This is a genomic window from Sphingobacterium tabacisoli (assembly GCF_017908035.1).
GTDB classification, from domain to species: Bacteria; Bacteroidota; Bacteroidia; order Sphingobacteriales; family Sphingobacteriaceae; genus Sphingobacterium; species Sphingobacterium tabacisoli.
On record NZ_JAEQMU010000007.1, the window covers coordinates 185,048 to 209,978 of the forward strand.

Annotated in this window: 18 protein-coding genes; 9 read left to right on the forward strand and 9 right to left on the reverse strand. The window is 38.3% G+C overall.

Annotated features, from left to right (window positions below; genetic code table 11):
- Positions 1 to 11: 11 nt before the first annotated feature.
- The 5 genes from JKG64_RS21285 to JKG64_RS21305 form a co-directional block, all read right to left on the reverse strand.
- Positions 12 to 584 (reverse strand): RNA polymerase sigma-70 factor, encoded by a 573-nt coding sequence (locus JKG64_RS21285; protein ID WP_210356288.1) that lies wholly within the window; start codon positions 582 to 584, stop codon positions 12 to 14.
- Positions 585 to 795: 211 nt separating this feature from the next.
- Entirely contained in the window at positions 796 to 2,415 is a 1,620-nt protein-coding gene (locus tag JKG64_RS21290; protein ID WP_210356289.1) for a RagB/SusD family nutrient uptake outer membrane protein, read from the reverse strand.
- 16 nt (positions 2,416 to 2,431) lie between these two features.
- Positions 2,432 to 5,551 (reverse strand): SusC/RagA family TonB-linked outer membrane protein, encoded by a 3,120-nt coding sequence (locus tag JKG64_RS21295; protein WP_210356290.1) that lies wholly within the window; start codon positions 5,549 to 5,551, stop codon positions 2,432 to 2,434.
- A 730-nt stretch (positions 5,552 to 6,281) separates the two neighbouring features.
- Positions 6,282 to 7,736 (reverse strand): RagB/SusD family nutrient uptake outer membrane protein, encoded by a 1,455-nt coding sequence (locus JKG64_RS21300; RefSeq protein ID WP_210356291.1) that lies wholly within the window; start codon positions 7,734 to 7,736, stop codon positions 6,282 to 6,284.
- A gap of 4 nt (positions 7,737 to 7,740) precedes the next feature.
- Positions 7,741 to 10,950, reverse strand: coding sequence for a SusC/RagA family TonB-linked outer membrane protein (locus JKG64_RS21305; protein ID WP_210356292.1), 3,210 nt, complete (start codon positions 10,948 to 10,950; stop codon positions 7,741 to 7,743).
- A 1,073-nt stretch (positions 10,951 to 12,023) separates the two neighbouring features.
- Between JKG64_RS21305 and trmD the strand changes: the two genes are divergently transcribed.
- The 6 genes from trmD to dusB all read left to right on the forward strand — a co-directional run bounded on the left by trmD (position 12,024) and on the right by dusB (position 17,134).
- Complete coding sequence (gene trmD, locus JKG64_RS21310; protein ID WP_210356293.1) at positions 12,024 to 12,710, forward strand: tRNA (guanosine(37)-N1)-methyltransferase TrmD; 687 nt, start codon at positions 12,024 to 12,026, stop codon at positions 12,708 to 12,710.
- A 320-nt stretch (positions 12,711 to 13,030) separates the two neighbouring features.
- The gene (locus JKG64_RS21315; protein WP_210356294.1) at positions 13,031 to 14,434 is read left to right on the forward strand and encodes an anthranilate synthase component I family protein; all 1,404 of its coding nucleotides are present in this window, start codon (positions 13,031 to 13,033) and stop codon (positions 14,432 to 14,434) included.
- Positions 14,431 to 14,658 carry a hypothetical protein gene (locus JKG64_RS23100; protein WP_246032805.1) on the forward strand — a complete coding sequence of 76 codons (228 nt, stop codon included), beginning with the start codon at positions 14,431 to 14,433 and terminating at the stop codon, positions 14,656 to 14,658. Before JKG64_RS21315 ends, JKG64_RS23100 begins: the two co-directional genes overlap by 4 nt.
- Positions 14,645 to 15,217, forward strand: a complete 573-nt coding sequence (locus tag JKG64_RS21325; RefSeq protein WP_210356295.1) for an anthranilate synthase component II — start codon at positions 14,645 to 14,647, stop codon at positions 15,215 to 15,217. The genes JKG64_RS23100 and JKG64_RS21325 overlap by 14 nt, the downstream gene beginning before the upstream one ends.
- Positions 15,218 to 15,290: 73 nt before the next feature.
- Positions 15,291 to 16,079 carry an indole-3-glycerol phosphate synthase TrpC gene (trpC, locus tag JKG64_RS21330; RefSeq protein WP_210356296.1) on the forward strand — a complete coding sequence of 263 codons (789 nt, stop codon included), beginning with the start codon at positions 15,291 to 15,293 and terminating at the stop codon, positions 16,077 to 16,079.
- Between the two features lie 59 nt (positions 16,080 to 16,138).
- Positions 16,139 to 17,134 (forward strand): tRNA dihydrouridine synthase DusB, encoded by a 996-nt coding sequence (gene dusB / locus JKG64_RS21335; RefSeq protein ID WP_210356297.1) that lies wholly within the window; start codon positions 16,139 to 16,141, stop codon positions 17,132 to 17,134.
- Here the strand turns inward: dusB and JKG64_RS21340 are convergent.
- The 3 genes from JKG64_RS21340 to JKG64_RS21350 are packed head-to-tail and all read right to left on the reverse strand — an operon-like array spanning position 17,131 to position 20,201.
- Complete coding sequence (locus JKG64_RS21340; RefSeq protein ID WP_317195855.1) at positions 17,131 to 18,636, reverse strand: lipopolysaccharide biosynthesis protein; 1,506 nt, start codon at positions 18,634 to 18,636, stop codon at positions 17,131 to 17,133. The genes dusB and JKG64_RS21340 overlap by 4 nt on opposite strands.
- Positions 18,637 to 18,642: 6 nt before the next feature.
- Positions 18,643 to 18,993 carry an acylphosphatase gene (locus JKG64_RS21345; RefSeq protein WP_317195856.1) on the reverse strand — a complete coding sequence of 117 codons (351 nt, stop codon included), beginning with the start codon at positions 18,991 to 18,993 and terminating at the stop codon, positions 18,643 to 18,645.
- 38 nt (positions 18,994 to 19,031) lie between these two features.
- Complete coding sequence (locus JKG64_RS21350; protein ID WP_210356298.1) at positions 19,032 to 20,201, reverse strand: amidohydrolase family protein; 1,170 nt, start codon at positions 20,199 to 20,201, stop codon at positions 19,032 to 19,034.
- A 356-nt stretch (positions 20,202 to 20,557) separates the two neighbouring features.
- On the opposite strand from JKG64_RS21350, the gene JKG64_RS21355 reads away from it, so the two are divergent.
- The 3 genes from JKG64_RS21355 (at position 20,558) to JKG64_RS21365 (ending at position 24,114) form a co-directional block, all read left to right on the forward strand.
- Positions 20,558 to 23,017, forward strand: a complete 2,460-nt coding sequence (locus JKG64_RS21355; protein WP_210356299.1) for a TonB-dependent receptor — start codon at positions 20,558 to 20,560, stop codon at positions 23,015 to 23,017.
- A 195-nt stretch (positions 23,018 to 23,212) separates the two neighbouring features.
- Positions 23,213 to 23,671, forward strand: coding sequence for a D-aminoacyl-tRNA deacylase (dtd, locus tag JKG64_RS21360; RefSeq protein WP_210356300.1), 459 nt, complete (start codon positions 23,213 to 23,215; stop codon positions 23,669 to 23,671).
- A 116-nt stretch (positions 23,672 to 23,787) separates the two neighbouring features.
- Entirely contained in the window at positions 23,788 to 24,114 is a 327-nt protein-coding gene (locus tag JKG64_RS21365; protein ID WP_133586099.1) for a nucleotide pyrophosphohydrolase, read from the forward strand.
- A gap of 10 nt (positions 24,115 to 24,124) precedes the next feature.
- On the opposite strand, the gene JKG64_RS21370 is transcribed toward JKG64_RS21365, so the two are convergent.
- Positions 24,125 to 24,883, reverse strand: coding sequence for an endonuclease/exonuclease/phosphatase family protein (locus tag JKG64_RS21370; protein WP_210356301.1), 759 nt, complete (start codon positions 24,881 to 24,883; stop codon positions 24,125 to 24,127).
- Positions 24,884 to 24,931 lie beyond the last annotated feature (48 nt).

Below are 24,931 nucleotides of genomic sequence, written 5' to 3' on the forward strand. Positions count from 1 at the left end.
GGCAACTTGGTTTAATTATTGGTGAGCACCAACAACAAGATAACAAAAAAGAACTCGGGATGGATCTTTTTACGTAATACCTGAAGCGCGCGTTGCTTCTGTGTTTTAATTGTATTTATAGATAGCGCTAGTTTATCGGCAATTTCCTGATTAGAAAGTCCATCTAGGTAACTTAGCTTAAATATACGCTGACATGAATCTGGCAATCCATCGACAACTCTTGATATTTCAGCCATAAATTCAGCACGAATTATCTTATGCTCATAATCAATCTCATCAGCTTCATTTGCATATTGACGATCTAAGTATTTTTGTATCGTTTTGCTCTTACGACTTTGATTATATACCGCATTACGTATTGCACTATACAGGAAAGAACGAATCGCTAAGGGATCAGATGAAATCTTATGTTTATTATTTAAATAAGCCATAAATGCGTCCTGCACCAAGTCTTCAGCAACCTCGGTATCCCTTACCATTTCCCAGGCAAAGTAACACAAGACCTTATAATGTCTTTTGAATTCAATTTGATCTTCGAAATACATATTTGCTCTCCGATAGGGATATAATTTGATAGCATACATTATTTAGCATGCACTAGTAAATATAGTATATATGGAGATAAATGGCAAGTGGAATGAGCTTACTATATTATTAATTACATTCCCGTTCAGAAATTTAATTCGTGTAAAAATAAAAATCAATTAAAAACATCCCTTTAAAGAAATGCTACCAAGTAAAAAATTAAGGGACATATTTTCATACATCCCTTAACTTCATTTCCTAGTATCTTTATTAATAATTAGGGTTCTGTTGTGCTCTCAGAGTAGGGTTCGCATCCATTTCGCTTGTTGGCAAAGGCCAAACAAATCTATGATCACTATAAGCTATAGCGCCATATGAAGGAGTCAGTATAGTAGAACCGTCATAAATACTCAATCCTCCTGTTAATTGTGCAGGTCTCACCTTAGCAGGAATTCCACCAGTACCGTACTGAGAATTTAATGCCAATCGGTGAACGTCTGACCACCTTTTACCTTCACCGGTAAACTCAATTCTTCGCTCTTGATATATGGCAAGTTTCAGATCACTAGGAGCTTGGGTGAATTCAGCGCCTGCAGGTACCGATCTATTCCTCACAGCATTAAGCAATGCTAAAGCTTGAGCTGTATTTCCCTGATAAGCATACGCTTCTGCAACATTCAAAAGAACTTCAGCATATCTCAAAATTGGATTCCAGTCATCATTAATACCATAACGAGTATACTTTTTATTGTATACAAATTGTCTTGTACCAACAGACTGTCTGTATTGTAAATCTGTTTTTCGACGGTCACCTGACAACCAAAACGAAGCATTATAAAGATTGGGACTTGTAGCAATCAAATCACGCCCGTCTAAACCTGATGGACTAAACATACTTGTAATGGCACCGTTTACTCCTCCGTTAGAATTCAAACTCTGCGCTACAGAAAATATTGATTCCGTATTTGCTTTAAAATTAACGAAGGGAGTAACAGGATTTGCTTCTAGCTTATACCCACCAATTGCAGAAGTAAAAGATCCATTTGTTGCATCTGTACCAAGCTTTTTACCTTCGTCAATTACTCCTGGGTAATCTCCCATATGAAGTTTTATTCTAGTTTTCAATGCTATTGCAGCACCTTTTGTGGCCCTAGAAATAGACAAAGCTGCATTCGACTGAGAATTTGGCAACAATGTCTCAGCCTTATCTAAATCCGATAATAACAGTGCATAACAAGAAGCAACTGTGCCACGATCTACGGATAATCCTTCATTTGCTAAAGTTCCATTAGTAACTCCTTTAGTTCTATAAGGTATTCCCATGTTACTTCCGTTATTATCCGCATAGGGTCTTGAATAGTGTATCAATAATTCATGATGCGCCAAAGCCCTGACAAACAATGCTTCTCCCTCATAAGGATCAGCAATAGCTTTTGTAATCACTCCTTTCTGAACTGCGCCGTTTAATCCGTCAACAATAACATTCGCTTGATTAATCAATTGATACAATTGCTCCCAATGATTAACATTATTAGCAGTAGTCACTGTATAATTCCCTAAATATGTTATTTCATAAAATGCTTGCAGATTCACCATATCTTCGCCTCTCATTTCCCCTTGCTCGATTGATGCACCACCGAAAGGATATCCCCGTCCTGCAACAAGCCCCGTCCCAGGATTGTAATAACCGACGCCAGCATGCCAATACATACCATTGAGCGTTAAATCAATGTTTTTAGCGGTTGAAAAAGCATTTTCTTCTTTAAGATTATTGAGGGGGTTAATCTCAGTAAACTTTTTATCACAAGACGATACTAGTAAAACCCCCGTCCCAAGCACGGCGATAGCCATTGCTCTAATTCCATTATTAAATTTATACCTTGTTTTCATTATTATGCCATTAAGATTAAAAGCCCACATTAATACCTACAGTAAATGTTCTCGGAACAGGATTAGAACGAATGTCGATTCCTACCTGACTATTGGCTTGACTATTCGTTTCAAAACTGTTAGCCGCTTCTGGATCTAGACCTGTATATTTCGTGATAACAAATGCGTTTTGCACCTGTGCAAAGATTTTAAGTTTGTTTATATAAAGATTTCTCAAAAAGACTTCATCACCAAATGTATATGCTAATCCAATATTCTGGGCTCTCAAGAAATTTCCATTTTCCAAAAACCGACTATTCAAACTTCCGTCTAGATTCATTGCATTACCAGCACCATAAACTAGTTTAGGTACATTTGTGTTTTGTCCAACAGTAGTCCATCTATCTAATTGTTCTTTCCCTCCATTAGCAAAATTTTGATTATTAAGAGACTCTTGGCGAGTTTTATTATAGATTTTATTACCTCCTGAAAAACTCACAAAAATATTTAGATCTAAATTCTTATAGGAGAAAGTATTATTAAATCCACCATACCAGGTTGGACTCGAATTCCCCAACAGTCTCTTATCCGCAGCACCTAAAGAAGCATTTTTACTAATATCACCCTTATTATTAGGATCATAAACTTTATACCCAGAACCTATATTCTGAACAAAAGTTCCATTACTTTTCTCATATATTGCCGCTCCATTTTCTGTATTCACTCCAGCAAATTGATAACCATAAAACGAACCTATAGATTGACCTTCTCTATTAATCGTATACGGATAAGTAATATCCTTACCATCCACCAATTTTTCTATCCTGTTTTTGACAAACGTAGCATTAACGTTAGAACTCCACTTAAAGTTTCCTTTGTCTATAACAAGCCCTCCTAAAGTAAATTCAAACCCTTTATTGGACATTCTACCTACGTTCATATTAATTTCATTATCTGGAATTCCTAAAGATGGAGCAAATAATACTGCAAGGATCATATTATCTATATCATTCTTAAAGTAATCTGCAGTAAAGGATAAACGGTCATTTAAAAACGCTAGATCCAATCCAATGTTTATTTTTTTGCTCGTTTCAAATTTCAGATCAGGATTTCCGGCTTGAGAATAATCTATACCTGTATAATCACCATATAGTTTTGCTGAGAACAGTCCAGCGTAAGGGTAATTTCCTATTTCCGTATTTCCAACTTTAGCATATCCTCCTCGTAGTTTAAACTGACTAATCAATGACGATGTGAAAAACTCCTCTTTTGCGATATCCCACCCAACAGAAACACCAGGTAATACAGCTCCCTGAGATCCAAACGGTAACGCTGATAAACGATCGTAACGCAATGTTCCTGACACAAAATATCTATCCAAGAAAACATAATTTGCTCTACCAAATAAAGAATACAATGAGTTTTCAGTTGCTCCTCCTCCCAATAATTGATTAGTAAGGGACCCCGATATAATATTTTCGTTTTCAGCAAAATAAGTCGAAGACAAATCCGTTCCGTGCGCAAAGAAATATCTAGAACTAGACTTTTGATATTCAGTACCAACTATAGCATTTATTTTATGTTCCCCAAAAGTTCGATTATAGGACAATGTGTTTTGCCAATTGTATCTTAAATTAGGAATGAAATATTGATAAATACGACCATTAACTGAGCGACCGTCTCCATGTACAGGGTTATAATACATATAATCTTCTCCTAATAGGTACTGAACACCAACTGTGGTTTTTAAATCCAATCCTTTCAAAAGTTCAATATTAGCAAATGCATTACCGTTAAAATTTAAACGTGCGCTTTTATATATATTATGATCTAATGTATATTTCAAATTTGTGTAGTTACCATGTATACCTAATAGATTTGCTCCTGGACCTAGTGCCGACCCGTCGGCTGAAATATTATAAGTTCCATCAGCCCATTTGATAGGAACATTCGGCAGAGCATATAATGCTGACCCCATATTTCCAGAAAGACCATTATCACTATTATTGAATCCGTAATCTGTCGTATTTACAACATTGGTATTAATCCCTAAGGTCAACTTGTCATTAATTGCCTTTTGCTCTACTCTTCCTCTTACATTATATTTACGTTGACTATTACCAACTGAAACACCTTTTAAATCGGTATAGCCTCCTGAAAAATAATAATTTGTCTTTTCAGTTGCTCCACTTAACGAAATCGCGTGATTATGCTGAAAAGCTCTCCTAAAAGCGACATCTCTCTGCCAATCTATATCATATTCTTCTTTTGATATAGGATCGATGGTCGGAAAAGCGTAATCATCCGTCTCACCTATATTACGAGTTTTTTCATTGGCAATCTCAATAAACTCTTTGGCATTTAGCAAACTATAATATTTAGACGGAGCCGCGGACGCAAACCAATTATCATATGTTAATTTAGGAGCTCCACTTTGTCCTTTTTTTGTGGTAATTAAGATTACCCCTGCCGAAGCTCTGGAACCATAAATCGCTGTTGCAGCCCCGTCCTTTAAAATTTCGACACTCAGTATATCTGTCGGATTAATATCAGAAAGAGGATTATTAGTAAAAACCTGACTTTTATCACCTGTAATATACGGCACACCGTCCACTACATACAAAGGATCAGAAGAACTGGAGATAGAACTAGTTCCCCTAATACGAATTTTTGCAGGCTGACCTAACAATCCAGAGACTGATGATGCTTGCACACCAGCAACTTGCCCCTGAAGAGACTTATCGATAGAAGGCGATGCAATATCTTTAAATACCTCACCTTTTATTGACGCAATCGAACCAGTAACTTCACGTTTAGTTTGAGTACCATACCCTGTTACTACGACTTCTTCTAGAGCATTGTCTTCAGAAATCAACTGTACATTTATCGAATTACGGTTACCCACCGCTACACGTTGAGCACTGTAACCAATAAAAGAGAAGTTAAGCGCCCCCCCTTGCCCTACAGAAATAGAATAGTTTCCACTTCCATCGGTTTGTGTAGCGGTAGAAGTTCCTACTACGGATACTGATACGCCTGAAAGTGGCGCCCCATCAGTTGCAGAAGTAACCTTACCACTCACTTGCCGATTTTGCGCCATAGACACGCCTATTAGGCAAGTCAGCACAAAAAATAAACTGAGTAATTTTTGTTTCATGTGTTTATGTGTTTAGTTAAAAATTGTGTTTAATTAATTATTGATTAATCACAGGTGCATACGCCCCATTCCCTTTGCCAAATGACGTGAGCAAAAGAAACAAGCAGTAAAACGTTTTATCAAAAAGAAAAAGCGTCAACCGATCAACAGCAGGATAAACAGCCGTTTAGATTATCAAAAAAGTTTACATATCCAGCTCGGTGAAATAAACCAAGCTAACTCCGACAGAAAAGTCTAAATCCGGAGATAACGGGATGAAGTGAGTAATTTTTGTTCCATTTTGTGTGTGTTTAGTTTTTATAAATTGTTTGTGTGTTAGTAGCGTCATATCGTAACAACGATATTACTATGCAAACATATAAAAAAAAATAAGTTTTCACACTTTTTAACATTATTTTTTTTTGAAACAGTGGTTTAAACAAGAAAAAAGATGGAAAAACACAACAACTAAAACACACTGTAACATTTCCGAAGAAACACACTTCTTATTACATCAGCACTCTGGTAAACTATGAGCTTTCTATCACGTATTATAAATCATGTCCCCCTTGAGTGGAGACATAAGGAAGATTGCTGAATAAAAATCTCATAACACTTTTCATATGATTTAAGGTATTTAAAGATAATAGCATACACATCATCAGATAAACGAGATTAAATAAACCCTCTATTTCTACCCTACAAAAAGGGCGATAGAATTCTATCGCCCTCAAACAATATTATAAAAACTCTATAATGGGTTATTTGGCAGAATATCGCTATTCGCATCCACCTCCGCCTGAGGAATCATAAATAAAAACTTATTATCTCCCGCAGAAATATTGAATTTCCCATAGTTAGGATGGTTTGTATCAGGATAATCTCTAACTACACCTTGTTTCAAACGCTTCAAATCAAAAAATGCAAACCCCTCGCCCCACATTTCAATACGCTTTTGCAAAATTATTTCATCAATTAAATCCGCACCACTTTTAGTAGAAAGTGTATAATTAGGATCCCTCTGATGCGTAATTTCGTACAGAACCTCTTTAGCCTGAGATTCTGTAGCAGCATTACGCGCCAATGCCTCCGCTTCAATATAATACATCAATGCAGAACGTAGATAAATATAATCTCCTGCGGTTCTATTACTTGTCAAATCCCTAAATTTTAAACTGATATATGGATCATAGGTTTTTCCTTCAAATTGCCCACCTGTAGCACCTAAGAAGGCACTTTTTCTAAAATCCTGATCAGACATTGCTTCATACAAGCGTTTGTCAATAGAAATGTTGCCTCCTTCTGAATACCCGGTATTCGTATTATCAAAGTGGGAAAAGAAACTCGCAACAAAAGATGTCAACTCTGCATTGATATCGGCCCCCCACATTGTTTCATTTTGAGTCAGGTCATAGAAGCCGTTCTTCCACTGGGACTCTGTCAATAGAACATATCCCTGTCTAGCTTCATGTGCTGCACTCGCGGCATCTGAATACAATCCCATCTCTAAATATACATCTGCTAAAAAAGCAAGAGCCACACTTTTATCAATCAGCTCACGACTCCTTCCCCTACTGTATCCGTCCAAAAGATCAACAGCACTTTCCAAATCGTTCTTTATTTGAGCATAGACCTGTTCCACTGTATTACGTTTCGAGGATAGTGTAGCAGCATTAATTGGAACAGATAATGCTGCCCCATTCCCTACATAAGTAGGTCCATAAATACGAGCTAACATAAAATGAAAATATCCTCGCAATGCCAAAGCTTGACCACGCACCGCCTTAAGATCTGCGTCGCCTGTATCTTCAGGTATATTTTGGAGAATTACATTTAAGTTGCGAATTTGCTTATAGTATGTAAACCATGGATAATGCGAACGGGAATTTGTGGAAATCCGTCCCGAATAATTATAATTAAATCCTCCCCAATTTAATGTGTTCATTACAACGTCATTGCCCATCAGATCTAATACAGACAAAACACCTTTGTGCCCGTAATCCTCATGACCAGCATAACCCGATGTTTCTGCAGATCTCAAAGTAGCAAGTACACCTCTTAAACTTCCTAAAGCAGCAGCAGCAGAGGAGTTTAATTGTTCTTGGTCAATCGTTGACTCAGGAGTTACATTTAAAAAGTCACTTTTACATGCTGTAAATAAAAGCACTCCGGCCAATCCATATATAATTTTTTTGTTTCTTTTCATGACATTAAAAATTAACAGTTAATCCTAGAGAAATAGTCCTAAGTAGTGAATAATTGTTCAACGTACGCCCATTGTTTGTTTCTCCACCTAACTGCATCATACGGGGATCCATGCCTTGACGCTTAGACCACATGTACAGATTATTTCCCATAAGGGTTAACTTAGAATTTCGAATTCCAACATTATCAAATAGGCGGTTCGAAATATCGTAGGTAATCCCAACATTTTCTAAACTTAAATAACTAGCAGACAACAAAAAGGCATCAGAAGCATCATATTGTTGTTGATAAACAACTGACAGTAATGGCATTTGTGCTGAAGTATTTTCTGGAGTCCAGGTTTTATAGATATCTTTGTGAAAATTTGCCCCACTAGCCCCCATACCTACATCTTCTTTAAATAAGCCTTGATAGACTTCATCAAAAATATATCCTCCTAATTGATAAGCAAAACCTACGTTAACAGCAAACTTCTTATAGCTAAAATCAAATCCAAAACCACCGTATAAGTCAGGGTTTGCTGTTTTATCTGTCAACAAATATTGCGTTGCTGATGTATAAGCCTCAGTTGTTGTCTTTTCACCTGATGTCATACCTGATTTAGGATCTTTGTCTCCTTTATTCCAAAGCGCATTACCAGTCTCGGGATTTACACCAGAAAACTCTCTCATATAGTAGGTGTAAGCACTTTGACCTTCAACAAATCGAAACAACCCACTTACAAATGGATCAGGTAAACGTGTAATTTTATTTTTATAATGTGTAGCATTCACCCAAAGATTTAAATTCATATCGGTTGTTCGAATCGCATCTCCATTGACACTGATTTCCACCCCGGTATTCTTCATATCTCCTATATTTTTAGATATAGCCGGAACACCGGAAGATGCTGCCTGCGGGAAGTTATACAACATATCAGAGACTTTTCTGCTAAAATACTCAATATCAAAATTTAATCTATTGGCGAATAAGCCAAATTCGAAACCAGTATTAAAGTTACGAGATACTTCCCATTTCAGATCTTCTGTTCCTTTGTAAATAGGAGAAATAGAAGGGTTTCCTTCTGCATCTGTAACAATCTCGTATTGATCTTTATATGGAAGATAATTACGAGAAAAACCGAAATGGTTCCTATGCGCCATATTTACATAGGTTGGATAGTATAAATTATCATTCCCTTGCTCTCCGTAGCTAACTTTGAATTTCAGATTGGAAATCAACGCATGATTTTGCAAGAAATCTTCTTTAGATATAATCCAAGCTCCACCTAAACCAAAAAAATTACCCCATCTATGATCAGGATGAAATACAGAGGATCCATCTCTTCTAAAAGAAGCGCTCGCATAATACTTACTATTGTAATTATAATTCACTCTTGACAAATACCCCTCTACCTTATAGTTGTCATTATAGCCATTTAAAGAACTGTACTTACTTGCATTACCAATTATAACATTATTGGGGATAACAAGATTTGTTTTAGTTCCAGCTAGCATTTCGCTTTTATAATCTGAAACCTCATGGCCCACCATGATGTTCAAATCATGTAATCCGAACAACTTTTTGTAGGTTATAAATTGCTGGTTAGTAAATGTTTTATCGAAAATTGTTGCGTTCGTAATCGAACCTCCATAGGGTTGATCATCCCCCCCCTCTTCAGTGCCATAACGAAAACGATTACCAGATAAATAATCATATGACAGATTATATGTGAAATTAAAGTCACGGAGAAAATCTATGGATGCAAAAGCACGTAAACCTAAATTCGCATTACTATTTGTTTGAGTATTTAATAATGTAGTCGCATAAGGGTTCATATTCGCAATATAGGGTCTTCGTAATGATCCTACGGTTTCTCCTCTTCCCCAATCATATAATTCTCTTCCTTCATTATTCCTCAAAATGTTGCCTGATGCATCTCTAGCAAAAATTGGATATATAGGCGCTATATTTCGTGTCCAAGAGAATAGATTCGAAAAGGTAGTGGTTTCTTTACCTGCTTGAGGATTTTTCATCTTTGTGCCAGCATAGTTTAAATTCGTACCCACCTTTAGAAACTCATAGGGTTTAAACTCAACATTTGCTCGAGCACTTGCACGATCAAAACCAGAATTTACCACATAGCCATTGTCTTTAAGATATCCTCCAGACAAATAAGTAGTCACTTTATCGTTTCCATAACGGATGTTTAAGTTATGCTCTTGTCTGAAACTGTTTTTAAACAGATACTTTGACCAATCATCTTGATAAAGCAAATTTGCAGAGGGATTGATTTTCCCAGTCAAAGGATCCACAATTGCATCATTAGCTACATTAAAAGGATTTATTCCCAAATCGTCAAATAAATCATTTGTCGCACCTTGTCTCGCATCAGCATCGCTATCACCATATGCCATATACCCTATACGAAGCCTTTGCCATCTTAATTCCATATATTCGGCCGGATCTTTGATAATATCATAGTCCTTCACTGCTCGTGAATTATACCCGCCTCTTGTTTCAAAACTAATCTCAACATTTCCTCTACCTTTCTTTGTTGTAATGATGATTACTCCATTTGCGCCACGACTACCATACAAAGCGTTAGCTGCGGCATCCTTGAGAAAGGAAATCTCCTCAATATCCTGAGAAGAAATAGACGCTATATCTCCGTTATAAGGAACACCATCAACAACATATAACGGATTATTAGAAGACGAAATTGACCCCAGCCCCCTGAAACGAACCGTGGGTTCTGAACCAGGTTGCCCTGTCGTTGATCTTATCTGTGCACCGCTAATTTTTCCTGCCAAAGACTGGATAGCGTTTCCTGTCTGAACCTGAGCAAGATCCTTAGCTTTAATCGTTGCGATAGATCCTGTCACAGACTCCTTGGTCTGTACACCATAAGCCGTCACGATAACCTCTTCCAACGCGTTATCTTCAGAGCTCAACTGTACATTTATCACATCTTTATTACCTATACTAATTCTTTGTGAACTATATCCTACAAAAGAAAACGAAAGAGATGCCGCCTGACCTACAGTAATTGTATAATTCCCTCCTCCATCAGTCTGTACAGCGGTAGAAGTCCCCACTACAGACACTGATACGCCTGAAAGTGGGGTGCCATCGGCTACCGAAGTAACCTTCCCACTCACCTGCCGATTTTGTGCCATAGACACGCCTATTAGACAAGTCAGCACAAAAAATAAACTGAGTAATTTTTGTTTCATGTATTTATGTGTTTAGTTAAAAATTATGTTTAATTAATTATTGATTAACAACTGACATATAAGCACCATTCCTTCCCCAAATAAAATATTAAAAGAGATAACGATAAACTGTTTTCATTTCAACAAGGCAAAAAACAACTAGCGGAAGATTAAACCACAGTTTAAATCGTCAAAAAAGTGTACAAATCCAGCTTGGCGAACATCAATCGACCTCTAAATCAGAAAACAATGGGGTGAAGTAAATAATTTTTGTTTCATCATGTGTGCTTAGCTTTTGTAAATTGTTTGTGCGTTAGTATCTCTATAACTGAAACAGCTATATTACTATGCAAACATATAAAAAAAATGATTTTTTACATTTTTTAACATTATTTTTTTTTGAAATAATAGTTTAAACCGTAAAATAAATGGCGCACTCCACCAAATGTAACAACACGGACTAATACTTGTGAAACCGGATTAACGCAAATAGAAGGAATCAATGTCCAAATAAAACTGAGTAATTTTTGTTTCATGTTAATCAATATATGTTTGCAATAATAATTTTCAATGCTTAAACGTTAGTATATAATACAACTGTTAATTCGCACGAACCAAATTGCGATATGCAAAATTTAGAAAGTGCTAAAACACCACTTTTCACAATTAAAGAGAAGATAAATAGTTAGTATGCCTTCATCCAAAAGAATCAGGGGGACAAATATAACAGACATAAGTTGTCATTACAAGTTTTTTAACTATTAACACCTTTCGTTAAAATAAACACAAGTAAAATATTCTACCGATAAAAATCAGGCAACCTCAAGCTCAGATTTAATATCTTTTAAGAAAAACATGATATTCGAAATAATATTTTGAATATCACTCTATTTCGGAATAATATATCATACAAAAGGTTTCACTAATTAGATTCAGTCTGACTATATTCTTATATTATTTGTTGCAACATCTATATATCTTAAAAGTTATTGTAACATTTTGCACGAAAATAGGTCCCCAATAGCTGATTGTATAAGTCATCTATCGAGATGGAAACATTCGTGAATGCAAAGCATTTTCTTTAATTTTGCCGCATGAGATTTGACATCATTACAGTACTTCCCTCCCTATTGGATAGCCCTTTTGCACATTCTATATTACAACGTGCGCAAAAAAAGGGATTGAGTGAAATTCATGTGCATAACCTAAGGGACTATACGTCTAACAAGCAGCGGTCTGTAGACGATTACCCGTATGGTGGTGGCTCAGGAATGGTAATGCAGATCGAGCCTTTCGCTACCTGTATTGAAAAACTACAGAGTGAAAGAACCTACGATGAGATTATCTACATGACACCTGACGGTGAAACATTAAATCAGTCTATTGCCAATGACTTATCGACGCGAGGCAATATGATTATATTGTGTGGTCATTATAAAGGGATTGACCAGCGTATACGGGATATATTTGTGACCCGCGAAATATCCATTGGAGACTATGTCCTATCGGGAGGCGAACTCCCGGCTGCTATTCTGGTAGATGTTATCGTACGACTAATACCTGGCGTGTTATCTGATGAGACATCCGCATTGTCTGATTCTTTTCAAGATGGACTGCTTGATGCTCCGATTTATACAAGGCCTGCCGAATGGCGTGGACACAAAGTGCCAGATATCTTACTAAGTGGTAATGAAGCCAAAATCAACGCATGGCGTGATGATCAGCAGCTCCAACGCACACAAGAAAGAAGGCCGGATTTATTGGGTGATAATGAACAGTAACCCCAACTGTTGATAATTAGCTAAGCATTTGTAACTTTTTTTATTTTTTTAACAAAAAGAATTTGATTATTTAAAAATTATTCTAAATTTGTGGTGTAATGATAACACAAAGTACATATCAATTTTGGTGGTGGCCCGGAGCAAACAGCGTCGGGAGGCACCTCTATTGGTTTTCAGAATAAGGATTTTTTAATCAACCAAAACCATAAATCAAAAAGCCCGACGTATTTCGTCGGGCTTTTTTTGTGGAATAAACTCTGAAAAGGCTCTAACAATCTTCAAAAAAAAATAGAATTAGCAACAGAATAAAAAACATACATATGACCTATACATTCAAAACAAATCATAAAAAAATACTGGCAGACACAACAACCCCTGTCAGTATTTACCTCCGTCTCCGGGATACCTTCCCGAATAGCCTCTTGTTAGAAAGCTCTGAGTACCATAGCAGGGACAACAACATCAGCTATATATGCTGTCAACCACTAGCGGGACTGGTGCTAAACGAAGAAAATCTAACTGTTAGCTATCCGAATCAGGAAAAAATTGTTAAACCGGCCTCAGCAATAAACCTAAGAAGCGAAGTTTCGGCTTTCAGACAATCTTTTGATGAAAAGCCTATTGCAGATACGAATGTCATTTCAAATGGTCTATTTGGATATTTCACCTTTGATACTGTGGCTCATTTTGAAGACATCACACTTACTGCCAAACTGGACGAATCCCGCAAAATCCCCTTTCTACAGTACCATGTTTATAAATATGTGATCGCCATAGACCACTTCCGTAACCAGCTGTATATTTTTGAGCACCTGTTGGACAACGAACAAAGCCAATTGGAGAGGTTAGAATACTTAATTCAAAACAAGAATTTCCCAGAGTACTCTTTTCAGACGAAGGGCAATGAGCAGTCAAATACGACAGACGATGGCTTCAAGGGACTTGTAGAGAAAATGAAGTCCCATATCCGCAGAGGGGATGTATTTCAGATTGTACCCTCCCGAGCATTCTCTACAGCTTTTTCTGGAGATGAGTTCAATGTCTACCGCGCATTAAGATCAGTCAACCCTTCACCCTATCTTTTTTACTTTGACTACGGAGACTTCAAACTGTTTGGTTCATCTCCAGAAGCACAATTAACAATAAAGAGAGGAGAAGCCACGATCTATCCAATTGCAGGGACTTTTAAACGAACAGGTGATATTGAACAGGACGAAAAAATAGCAGAAGATTTGAAAAACGACCCTAAAGAATCTGCAGAACATGTGATGCTCGTGGATCTCGCACGCAATGACCTAAGCCGACACTGTACGAATGTACAGGTCAAATCATATAAAGAGGCGCAATACTACTCACACATCATCCATCTGGTTTCCAAAGTGGCCGGTAAACTGAAGCCTACAGTTAATCCATTTGACATCGTTGGCGACACCTATCCCGCCGGAACACTATCTGGCGCTCCAAAGCATATGGCCCTCACCCTAATTGATCGCTACGAAGGATTACAGCGCTCTTTCTACGCTGGTGCAATTGGTTTTATGGGATTCAATGGGGATTTCAACCATGCCATTATGATACGCTCTTTCTTAAGTAAAAAGAACGTACTTCATTATCAAGCTGGAGCCGGTATCGTACTCGATTCCGATCCAGAGAAAGAACTACAAGAAGTGAATAATAAAATAGCTGCATTACGCAGAGCCCTTGAAATAGCACAAACCCTATGATACGTCCACTCGAATACTGTGAAAACACAGCACAAATAGCTTCAAGTATCAATACTATTGACTCTAGAATACTGGAGCTTCTACAGCTTAGAAAACAATACGTTGCCAAAAAACAACGAATACTAGGCACTGAAGAGACAGATTTAATAAATTTGTCTGCTGTTAATGAGGATATCAAACAATTAGTAGAAAACAATCAATTGTTACAAAATGAGCAAAAATAAGATTCTCGTCATCGATAACTATGATTCTTTCACCTACAATCTGGTGCACTTGTTGCAAGAATTAGGCGAGAGTTATGAGGTCGTTCGCAACGACAAATTCGAACTGAGCTATGTCGACCAATTTGATCATATCTTGTTATCTCCCGGGCCAGGAATCCCCGAAGAGGCTGGATTACTCCTAGATGTCATCCGCACCTATGCAGCCAGCAAATCCATATTAGGAATCTGTCTCGGGCAACAAGCAATTGCTGAGGTATTTGGCGGCACCCTTTATAACATGCCCAAGCCACTGCACGGTGTGGCCTCGTCCATCATCGTTACCGACAGCGAGGAAAAGCTTTTCCAGGAGTTTCCCGAAAATTCTAAAATAGGCCGCTACCACTCTTGGGCAGTAAATAATGAAAATCTACCCGAGTCGCTTAAGGTAACTGCTGTAGACGAAGATGGTGTTATCATGGCGCTAACACATCGAGAATATGATGTACGCGGTATGCAATTTCATCCGGAATCCATATTGACCGACAATGGCAAAAAGCTAATTGAGAATTGGTTGAAATAATAAGTGAACAGGTTATCAAGTGAACTAGAGTACATGATAACTGGATCACAAGATAACTCGATAACTACAAAAAATGACTATACTAGATAAAATTGTCGAAAGAAAAAGAATAGAGGTTGCAGATGCAAAAGCCAAAACTACGTTACAGCAACTCGAACAATATCCGCTGTTTGGCAGAACTTGCTATTCTTTAAAAGACTCGATTGAAAACCCGAAACGAACAGGGATCATAGCGGAATACAAAAGGGCTTCCCCCTCCAAAGGGATTATAAATGGGATATCCACCGTACAAGAGGTTGTCCAAGGCTATCAAGATGCCGGAGCATCAGCTATCTCGGTCTTGACGGATTCCGATTTCTTCCAGGGTGACCTTGCGGATCTCACTGCTGCTAGAGCGGTATTGCACCTCCCATTACTACGCAAAGAATTTATCATAGACAGCTATCAAATCGCGGAAGCAAAAGCATATGGGGCTGATATTATTCTTCTTATTGCGGCCTGCCTTAGCCCTGAGGAAATAAAATCCTTAGCCTTGTATGCCAAATCATTGGGTTTAAATGTGTTATTGGAAGTGCACAACGAAGAAGAACTAAAACGTAGTATTTCTGATAATATAGACGCTATAGGAGTAAACAACAGGAACTTAAAAGACTTTTCGGTATCACTGGCACATTCGCACGATCTGGTTGATAAAATACCAGCCAACTTCATTAAAGTTTCAGAAAGTGGAATTTCAGATCCAAGCACGATCAACGATTTACGAAAACGCGGTTTCCAATCCTTTTTAATCGGCGAGAATTTCATGAAAACAGAGAATCCGGGAGAGGCTATGAAAAAATTTGTTGTCGAATTGGACTTATAGTGGCTCAATGCATTCACGATTTTACAGTTTAACTACAAAAATATTCCTAATTTTGCACCATGTCTGTAAAAATTGGCGAAAACATAGATTTGGGGGAATTCCCTCTCCTATTAGCTCCCATGGAGGATGTTAGCGATCCACCATTCCGTTACGTATGTAAACAGAATGGAGTAGATATGATGTACACCGAATTCATATCCTCGGAGGGACTGATTCGGGATGCTGCCAAATCGGTACAGAAATTGGACATCTTTGAGTATGAACGTCCTATTGGCATACAGATATTTGGTGGTGATATTGAATCAATGCGCCAGTCTGCAGAAATCTGTACTAAAGCTAATCCGAATCTTATCGATATCAACTATGGCTGTCCGGTAAAGAAAGTAGTCTGTAAAGGGGCTGGCTCCTCGTTGTTACAGGATATTGACAAGATGGTAGCAATGACCAAAGCTGTTGTTGAGGCAACTCACCTGCCTGTAACTGTAAAAACAAGATTAGGTTGGGATGACACCACCAAGAATGTATACGAAGTAGCGGAACGCTTACAAGATGTAGGTATCAAAGCTTTAGCTATACATGGCCGTACTAGGGCGCAACTTTATAAAGGACAGGCTGACTGGTCGATGATACGGGATATAAAACGTAATCCTCGAATAAAAATCCCAATCTTTGGTAATGGAGATGTAGACTCCGTTGAGAAAGCTGCCGCCTGGAGGCAGGAGTATGAAGTCGACGGCATCATGATAGGACGGGCATCGATTGGTTATCCATGGATATTTAGAGAAATAAAGCATTTTTTCCAAACTGGAGAACACTTGGATGGTCCGACCATTGCAGAACGTGTAGAAGTATGCCGTACGCACCTTACTAAATCGATCGAATGGAAAGGAGATAAGCTAGGGATATTCGAAATGCGGAGGCACTACGCCAATTACTTTAAAGGTATACCCAATTTTAAAGAATACCGCATGAAGCTAGTCGGCCTTTCGGCTCATGACGAAATTCAGGAAGTTCTCGAAGAAATTAAACATAACTTTGTTGGAGAGGCCGTTTAATCGGCCTTTCTTATAATTTGTAAAATTGTTTTTTTCTCGAGCAAGACAGTGGTAATACAGAAAGCGATCAAAAGAAGGTTTCCAACCCAGACATTACTATCAAATATAAAATAGCTCGCTAGCGAAATACCCAACCCTCCCATCAAATAGGCAGTGATACTTCCGAAAGCATAGGGTATCGGATAGTACCTCTGCCCCCATAGCAACGATAAAGCAATCATAATGCCGTAGACTACAGTAGTTGACGCCACAGCACCTACGTAGGAATATCTTGGTATAAGTAGCATATTCAAGAGAACAGTAACCAGTGCACCAGCCCCCGAAATATAGATCGCATACTTGGTCTTATCTGTCAGCTTATACCATACAGAAAGATTCATATATATCCCCAATAAGACATAATTAAAAAGTAGAATGGGAACAATTTTTAACCCTTCCCAATACACTTCGGGTTGCAACTCTGTCCCCCGGATAAAAACCTTCAACCAACTAATATTTGCCGTTATCCCCACCATGACCATCACCATCAATACGACAAAATATTTCATAATCATAGCGTAAGTCCTTTGTGCATTTTCACTCTTCGCATGTGAAAAGAAAAAGGGCTCTGCCCCCAAGCGGAAAGCAGTCACAAACAAACTTAGAAATACCGCAATCTTCGTCACCGCACCGTATATCCCCAATTCTATTTTCCCAATTTCACCAGGTATAAGTTTTGGGAAAAACATTTTATCCAGATTTTCATTTATAATAAATGAGATATTAGCGATCAAGATTGGAAAACTGTAAACCAACATGCTCTTCATCGTCTCCTTATCAATCTTAAACCGGACCTTCGATAATTCGGGCAAAAGCAAAACAAGCGTAACAACACTCGCTATAAGATTAGAAAGAAATACATAACCTATCCAGCCCTCTAAAAACCAATCTCCAGCAAAATCAGCCCAAAATGCGGACTCCTTCTTCCACGAAGGAAGATACACGATGAAAAACAAATTGAGACCAACGGTTACAAAGATATTTATGAACTTGAGGTAGCTGTAACGAATGGGTCTTCCCTTCGCGCGCAGACGGGCAAAAGGAATGACTGCCAACGCATCGGCAACCAGAATAAATGCGAAGTACTTTATATATTGAACATATACGTCGACATTACCTCCCTCTGCAAACCAGGAGGCTATCGGACGGGTATAAAGAAAGACTGTAACAAGCAATAGCCCAGACATGAATAGGGTAACAATAAAGCTATTGTTATAAATCTTGTCCTTATCTTCTTCTTTCTGCTTCTGCAGGTATCTGAAATAGGTAGTTTCCATACCAAATGCAAGAATTGCATTCAACATAGAGACCCAGGCATAAAAGTTTGAATAAACCCCATATACTGCGGCATCTTTAAATTTCCGCAGATATATAGGCGTCATAAGAAAACTAATCATACGGGAGATAATGGTCGTAAAACCATAAATCACCGTATCACTTAAAAATTTCTTTATAGAGGACACAACAGGTTATTTACGATGTTTGAGCACTTCAAAATCCTTAAAGCCTTTGAGTTCGGCCTGCTCTTCATAAGTCACAGCTTCTACTTCAGCCCTATCAGGGCCTTCTTCGCAATATTCCAACAACGACTCCAATCCAAAGTCATCTCCTTCAGCTTCTATATAAACAGAGCCATCGGTCTGATTAATAACATATCCTTTTACACCAAGCTGATCAGCTACAGCTTTTGTTGTAAGTCTAAAGTAAACGCCCTGAACCTTTCCTTTTACCGTAATATTGTAATGTTTCATCAAAATGAATTCTTTATTGATGTAACTCACTCTAATGACGAAAAAGCCCATAGCAAGCAAATCCGTCATTCAGATCGAGTCTATTACCGCAAAAGTAATCAAATTATTTAAGCAATACGTTCTATCTCCACTTTGTCGGTCAACTTGAAATGGTTTATATTTTTAACCAATAACAAGCCTGGAGTTTTCCCAACCTCTAGAGAACCCATACTTTCTTCCACTGCCAGTGCTTTAGCGCCGTTAATAGTTGCCCATTTCAACGTTTGGCTAAAGTCTAAATCTGGGAAATGCTTGTGCAACACCTTCAATTCATCTAATATACTTAGACTATCGTTAGAAGCTAAACTATCTGTTCCAATAGCGATTTCGCAACCATTCTGTTCAAAAATACTAACTTTTGGAAGTGCATCTTCTATATATAGGTTGGCTTTTGGACAAAGACACATTACCACATCTCTTCCCATTCTTCGGATAAAATCCAAATCCTTCAGTGAAGTATAGGTATTATGTACAAGTATCACCTTATTCCCTGTCGGAAGATAGGACATATAGGTCTGTACGGAGTTTCGAGCTTGCGCTTTAAATTCGTCTGCAGGAAAGCCGATCCGTTGATAAAAATCTAAAAACTCACCTGTTTTATAACGGAACAGTTTGTTTTCTTCTTCACTCTCCTGATTGTGAATCGAGATGATGTTATCGTCTGACACCGATTTTTTAAACGCTTTAAAAAGAGCTTTAGAACAAGAATATGGAGCATGCATGGTAATCGAAGCATGACCAGAATCAAAATTAAACTCAATTTCGCGTGCCTCATCAATCTTCTGAGCAGCCTCTTCTTCTTTGAGACCCAGTATCTCCACAAAAGTATGATAGGTAATCTTACTGTTTTCTTTTACTTTCGCCGAGATAGCAGAATTAACATGATCACCGACCGCCTGTATACCGTTTGCATACATTGCACGATCGGCCGCGGCCATCGCTTCCTGAACAAGATCATCGTCAGCACCACGGTTAGACATCACCTCAGTAATGAACTTAACCAAGCCCTGTTTCTGCGGAATCTTACCTAATAGGTGCGACAATTCTAAATGACAGTGTGCATTAATAAATCCCGGAATTAGAACTCCCTTCAGGCGTTCTATTTCTACATCTTTAGGCACAGAATCATTATCATATATTCCTAAGACTGTACCATTTTCGTCCATTGCAATGACCCCATTCTTTATAGGGCTGGACGTGACTGGCATCACATAATCAGCTGAATAATAATGAACCATTTATATACCAATAGTTAGTGTGTGTGTATTTTCTAAAGGCTAAAGACTTAACCCGTTAGAAAATGTAAATCTACTACAAAATATTGCTTTAAACCAATAGCGATGACAAATTAAGCAATTTTTTTTACAGAAAGTTGATGGTTGTTTTTTTTGTAATAAAAATAACCTATGTTTGCGACATCGAAAAGGGGTGCCTTGTTCATTCAGAACACAAAAAAGGCTGAGATTATACCCTGTTCTGCTAAGCAGAACACACCTGATCTGGATAATGCCAGCGTAGGGAAGGGCGGTTAAATGTAACGCTATTGTGACCCCTTGCAGTAGTATGGTTTAACTCAAAATACGTTTAAAATCTTATGATTAAGCATTTTTTTGCTACTTGGCTGTTAACGCTATTGGTTACAATAAGCGTCATTGCGCAACAAAAACTAACAGTTCGCGTAACAGACCAACAAACGCTGCCTATTCGGGGAGCCACTATCACTATCGATGGTAAATCAAAACAGACTAATGAGAATGGTCTAGTTACTTTTTCCTTAGAACAAGAAGGTCCAAAAGACATCAAGGCACAATATCTTGGATTCAAGACTTCAACAACGCGTCTCACAGGTGGCAAAGGGCATATTGACATCACCCTCGATCCCTTGCATCTGCAAACTGGCGAAGCTTTTGTATACGCAACACGAGCAAAGGACAATGCGGCAACAACATACAAGAACCTCAATAAGGAAGAGCTACGCAAAGCAAATCTCGGACAGGATATTCCCTATCTGATTAATCAGACACCCAGCGTGGTTGTGGGGTCAGATGCAGGTGCAGGAATCGGATACACCAATATTACAATCCGTGGGTCAGACAGTGAACGCATTAATGTAACTTTAAATGGTATTCCACTCAACGATGCGGAAAGCATGGGTTCATTCTTTGTCAACCTCCCCGACTTTGCCTCAAGCATGGAGAGTGTACAGATACAACGCGGGATAGGAACTTCTACCAATGGAGCTGGAGCTTTTGGTGCTTCATTGAACATACAAACCGACGCTTTGGAAAACAATCCCTACGCTGAACTCAACAACAGTTTTGGATCGTATAATTCATGGAAAAACACCGTAAAAGTGGGATCAGGATTAATCAATGATAAATATGCATTCAATGCACGTCTATCGCGAATAGCTTCCGATGGTTACATGGAACGAGCCTCTTCAGATCTTAAATCATTCTATATAGATGGAGGACTTTACACCGAAAAACATACATTGAAAGCAACCTTATTCTCAGGAAAACAGAAGACCTATCAAGCCTGGACAGGTGTACCTGAACCTTTGATCAAAGGAGATCGTTCCTTACTTACTGATTATGCAGGAACGGGACTGGGAATATACGATGGCCCTGAGCTGGATCGGATATTGCAGGCAGACCGTCGCTACAACGTATATACTTATGACAATCAAACCGACAACTACACACAGACCCATGCACATCTGCAGTACACCAATCGTATCAGTGAGAAACTAGACCTCAACACAGCGCTACATTATACCCGTGGGGCTGGATACTACGAAGAGTACCGATTGGGAGACAAACTCGCTAAATACAATATAGAAGACGTGACACTAGGTGGAGAAAAAATAAAGAAATCTGACCTTATCCGTAGGAGATGGCTTGACAACCATTTCTATGGTTTGACCTATGCACTAAACTACAGGCCTACAAGTGCACTCAACATGACTTTAGGTGGTGCATACAATCAATACAAAGGGGATCATTATGGCGAGGTTATTTGGGCAAGATATGCTTCAAACAGCGAGTTAGGAGACAAATATTACCTCAATGATGCCAAGAAGAATGACTTCAATGTATTTGGTAAGTTAGATTACCGGATGGATAAATGGTTGCTTAATCTCGATGTGCAATACCGTAACATTTATTATCAGGTACAGGGCAATGATGATAAAGTCAAGAACATGGATTTTGACAACAATCTGAATTTCGTCAATCCAAAGGCAGGCATCACTTACTTTATAGATCCGAACTCTAACTTCTATGCCTCGTATGCCTATGCCAACAAAGAACCTGTCCGTAAAGACTATGTCGAAAATCCACGGAATGAGTTCCCAAAAGCCGAAAAAATGCAGGATATCGAAGCAGGATACCGTTTTAACAACAATGTTTTCAAACTAGGAGCCAATCTATACGCAATGCTATACAAAGATCAGCTCATCCCTACAGGATCCATCAACGATACTGGAGGGGCTTTACGCATGAATATTCCAAAAAGTCACCGTATTGGAATCGAATTGGATGGTTCATGGAAAGTCAGCAATCATTTCTCTTGGGCAGCCACCTTGGCATTAAGCGACAATAAAATTAAGAACTTTGTGGAATATGTCCCCGTATATGATGATGACTGGGTCAAGATAAGAGAAGAAGTAATTGAACATGGCGACACGCATATCCTGAAGTCAGCTTCCACTATTGCCTCTAATAATTTCACCTACATGCCCATAGAAGCGCTATCATTAAGCCTACAAAGCAAGTATGTATCGCGGTTATATTTAGACAATACGTCCAGCAAGGAGCGTTCAATAGATCCGTCATTCGTAAATAACGTTGTAGCTCAGTACAGCTTTCAGGCCTTAGGTCTACAACGTGTTGATTTGAGCTTGGCAGTCAATAACATCTTCAACAGCAAGTACGAATCACATGGTTACACTTGGAGACAAATGTTCGAATCCAAAGGCACTATAGAGCATTACAACTTCTATTACCCACAAGCAACAACGAACTTTATGCTTGGATTAAATATTAGATTCTAGTTGTTACAAACTACATTTGAATAACATATAATAAAACAAGCCCCGGTCAGTCCTTAAAACTGATCGGGGTTTATCATATCAGCGCACAAGTTCCCCACTGTTTTTCTTATAAATATACTGTATCCGTTATAGTACAGGCAACAAATATTTAGGCACGATATCATTACAGAGCATTTAATTGTTTACTTTTAAACCATGCGAGCAGTAATACAACGGGTGACCCAGGCATCATGCACAGTAGAAGGACAAATTACAGGAAAAATTGAAAATGGATTATTGGTATTAATCGGCATTGAGGAAGAGGATGAAAAGCAGGATATGGAATGGCTCTCCCAAAAACTCATCAATCTTCGGATATTCAGTGATGAACAGGGACTGATGAACAAATCAATACAGGATATTGACGGAAATATCCTTTTCATTTCTCAGTTTACACTCTTTGCACAGAAAAAAAAAGGAAATCGCCCTTCTTTTATACGAGCTGCCAAACCCAGCAAGGCGGAACCCATGTACCTAGAAATGGCCAAACATCTTTCATTATTATTGAGTAAAGAGGTACAGCTGGGAATATTCGGTGCCGACATGAAAATCGACCTACGGAATGATGGTCCGGTCACCATCATAATGAATACAAAAGACAAGGACAATTATTAAAAAATTAGGTTGTGAGACACTAGATAGAAGATATGTAAAGCCAAATCTTTAAAGATGGTAAGCCACTCAAAACTCTCAGATCTCCATACTCACATCTAACTACTCAATACTACAACATGACAATAAAAGAAGCACAAGAAATAGTCGACAAATGGATAACGACTACTGGAGTACGTTATTTTAACGAATTGACCAACACAGCCATGCTTATGGAAGAAGTTGGTGAAGTAGCCCGTATCATGGCGAGACAATACGGCGAACAATCCTTCAAAAAATCGGATAAAGAGGTCAACCTAGCCGACGAGATGGCGGATGTGCTTTTTGTACTGATATGCCTGGCCAACCAGACGGGAATAGATCTAACCGAAGCATTGGAAAAAAATTTAGACAAGAAGAATATGCGAGATGCCGAACGCCATAAAAACAATGAAAAGTTAAAGTAGAGTCGGGACTCTACTTTAACTCGATCTCTGCATACAACGGCAAATGATCCGATGGATAAGAAGCGTCGATGACCTGGTATTTCTTCCATTTAAACTTAGTCGGGTTGGAAATTAAAATATAATCGATTTCCTCCTTTGTCCCCACGTTTGGAAAAGTCGGTTTATTGCTTTTTTTATTCCGGACAAAGCGCTGTTCTAAAGTTTGTATAGCTTTTGAATCGGGCGAAGCATTTAAATCTCCAACTAAAACTAAGGGATTACCATAATTTACCGCTAGATTGTTAATAAACTCGGTCTGTGCAGCTCTATTCTCCTCTTTTAGATCTAAATGTGTATTAGCGAAGGAGATTTTCTTTCCATTAGCCAACACAATATCCACTATTGCCACAGACCGGTTTTCACTCTTCAAAGGCATTGGCAAATCTAAACGACGTTTATCTTCTATCTTATGCTTTGTCAGAATAAGTACGCCGTATTCCCCTTTTTCCAAATCAATTCCTTTGGAAAAAAAATAATTTGTATTTGTCAACTCGGCCAATCGTTTCGCTTGATCTACATTTTCTGAACGTGATACATTGACATCGACTTCCTGAATTCCGATCACATCCGCGTCAGCCTGTTTAATAACCTCTGCTATAGCTTCCAAATCAATAATACCTGGTTTTGAAGGAGGATTTCCGTGATGAATATTATAAGTGAGTATCTTAACAGTCTGTGCCTGCAAAAAAAAGACAATAAATAGGAATAGAAAGGTAACTATATAGCGCATAATTCGATAATTTATGTGAATATAGCTATCTTTAGTTGGAAAGACTAA